At 46.6% G+C, this 2472-nt stretch carries 4 protein-coding genes; 3 read left to right on the plus strand and 1 reads right to left on the minus strand.

From position 1 onward, the window contains the following. The 3 genes from ACQY6Q_RS02285 to ACQY6Q_RS02295 form a co-directional block, all read left to right on the plus strand. On the plus strand, window positions 1–542 hold a 542-nt coding region (locus ACQY6Q_RS02285), incomplete at its 5' end, for a hypothetical protein (protein ID WP_427977379.1). 243 nt (window positions 543–785) lie between these two features. Beyond that, window positions 786–1442 carry a tRNA-uridine aminocarboxypropyltransferase gene (locus ACQY6Q_RS02290; RefSeq protein WP_427977382.1) on the plus strand — a complete coding sequence of 219 codons (657 nt, stop codon included), beginning with the start codon at window positions 786–788 and terminating at the stop codon, window positions 1440–1442. Between the two features lie 254 nt (window positions 1443–1696). Further along, a complete protein-coding gene (locus ACQY6Q_RS02295; protein WP_055734832.1) occupies window positions 1697–1903 on the plus strand; it encodes a cold-shock protein in 207 nt (68 codons plus the stop codon). Window positions 1904–1962: 59 nt separating this feature from the next. Here the strand turns inward: ACQY6Q_RS02295 and ACQY6Q_RS02300 are convergent. Beyond that, window positions 1963–2472 (minus strand): GNAT family N-acetyltransferase (locus ACQY6Q_RS02300; protein WP_427977386.1); only part of this gene is annotated, 510 nt, incomplete at its 5' end.

A 2472-nucleotide genomic window follows, 5' to 3' on the forward strand; every position in this document is an offset into this window, starting at 1 on the left:
GTATTTATCGCAATACCGGCCAAGACCGCCCCGCCGTAGAGTGGGTTGCTGATATTTCTCATATTCGAGCCTACGACCCTGTAGTCGCTCATGATGGTATGGTGTATTACACCACTAGAGATGGTAACAACGAACTCAGCACTAGAGATGGCGTATTTGTTGATGATGCTAGCGAAATATTAGCCTATGTGCCGCCCACTCAGGAAGAGATGGACGAAGGAGCCTCAACAGAAAGACCTAGCAGCGTGGCGATAGCCGAGTACCGTGAGTTATCTGAACCCGTAGGTTTAACTCTGCGAGAGGGAACTCTTTACGTATGTGATGCGGTTGAAGGCCTTGTTGCTTTACAACTAGAAGCTAACCCTGACGACAGCACTGAGTTTAGTCATATATTAGTGAAACAAGCTCTCAATGATGTGTTTGCTTGTAAAGATATAATCGCCACCGAGCAAGGCTTAATTTTAGTAGGCGAAACTGGCGTAACTCAACTAAATGTGAGTGATACGGGTCTGAGTGTGCTTAGCCACATACCCACCATATAATACCGAACGTGGCTAGCTAACATGAGTAGGCTAGTCACTTTTAATAATATTTATACTGTGAGTAAATCTCGCAAGCACTACACAAGCGCCTCTATTGGCTCCCCCTTAGCCCACCAACAATCATAAATGCCTAGTGAAACCGAAACGCTCAATACAGGTGAGCAATAACGCGTTAAATAGGCAAATATAGTCTTCCCCCCAGCGCTTGGTTATACTGGCGTTTTGTCCTTACAGATCCCTCTTGTGAACCGTTTTTTACAACTTTATGCCCAGCGCAAAGCCGCTGCCACCACTGATTTTAAGGGGCGAGGCGCCCGCCGTGCTCGCTGTAGCCGCTGCCAAATGCCTCAACAACATTGCTTTTGTGAGCAAGCAATCCTGCAAAACAGCGCTTGTGGCTTTGTGTTATTGATGCACAACATGGAAGTACTGCGCCCCAGCAATACCGGCCGCTTTATTGCCGATTTAATCCCCGATACTTACGCCTACATTTGGAGCCGCACCGAGCCAAATACAGAGCTACTGGCGCTTTGCCAACAAGACCAATGGCAACCCTACGTGGTGTTTCCCGCTGCCTTTAGCCCCAGTGAACGAGTAAAACATAAGGTGGAATTAGCGCACGGCAAAAAGCCCTTATTTATACTGCTGGATGGCAGCTGGCGAGAGGCGCGGAAAATGTTCCACCAAAGCCCCTGGTTAGATAAGTTTCCAGTAATATCGGTTGCAGCAGAACAAGCTTCGCAATATGGCTTGCGTTCACGACCCATTAAAGGCCAGTGGGCGACCGCAGAAGTGGCCGCACAACTGCTAGCCATGAGTGGCGAAACTAACAACGCGCTATTATTGGAGCAACGTTTTCGGCAATTCACCCAGCAAACCTTGGCGGGAAGAAGCCATTAAGTGACACAAATCACACAACTATCGATGTTGAAGAATGTTTTTAAGCGAATCTTTCGTGAACTGCATCACGACATTGAAAACGTTATCAAGCAAAAGCTTATTTGCGGCTTGCTGTCGCTATGCCGAGCCCTAAGTTGTTGTTATGATGTGTCCGCTTGAAAAAAGACAGCGCATAGTTTATCCAAATTACCAAGCCCTGCAAAAAGCCAAGCAAATTAAATTAGAGTAATATTTCAATCGTTTCAGGAGACACAATGTCTAAAAGCACTGGTACCGTTAAGTGGTTTAACGAAAAAAAAGGTTTTGGTTTTATTTCTCAGGAATCTGGCGCTGATGTGTTTGTTCACTTTCGTGCAATTCTAGGTACTGGGTTTAAATCACTTGAAGAAGGCCAGAAAGTCGCGTTTGACGTTGAAGACGGTCAAAAAGGCCCACAAGCGGCCAATGTTGAAGTTATCTAACTTCAAATTGTGAAGCATAATCTTAGGTTATGCTTCCATTCTCCTCCTGTTCTAGCCCCTCAAGCTAAAGTTTTAACATAAATATGCTGAGGTCCAGCCGGGCCGCCCAAATACAATACCCCACTATCGCTAAAACCTGTCGCTAAATATAAACCTTGCGCCGCCTTATTTCGGCAGTTAACGGTAAGCGCTACATGTTTAAACCCACCTTGTAAGGCTAACATAGCAGGCAACCGCGCCAAGGCTTGTTTAGCATAACCGCGCCCCTGATAGGCTTGGCCAATAAAGAACGAACGTAATAACGCCACATCATGTAAGTCGAGCTCGCGAGCATAAGGGTAATCTCTATCAATGATGAAAAAGCCCACCAGTTGCTGCCGGCAACGTATTACATAAGCGCGTTGCGCAGGGCTAATAGCCGCCAAAATATCGCTTATGGGCTTAACAAAGGCGCTTTGTTCTTGGGCAAGGCTTAGCGCCATTAAGGCGGGTATGTCGGCCTCATCCAAAGCTTGTAAACTCACGCTACTCATTCTTCCCTCTGCTTTAATTGAGCTTCGCGGCCCATC

Origin of the sequence: Agarivorans sp., assembly GCF_050295395.1 — a bacterium.
In the GTDB taxonomy this organism is placed as follows: domain Bacteria; phylum Pseudomonadota; class Gammaproteobacteria; order Enterobacterales; family Celerinatantimonadaceae; genus Agarivorans.

Excerpts from the sequence above, each read along its gene's own strand:
- ACQY6Q_RS02295 (WP_055734832.1), top strand. The coding sequence starts at position 1,697 with ATGTCTAAAAGCACTGGTACCGTTAAGTGGTTTAACGAAAAAAAAGGT.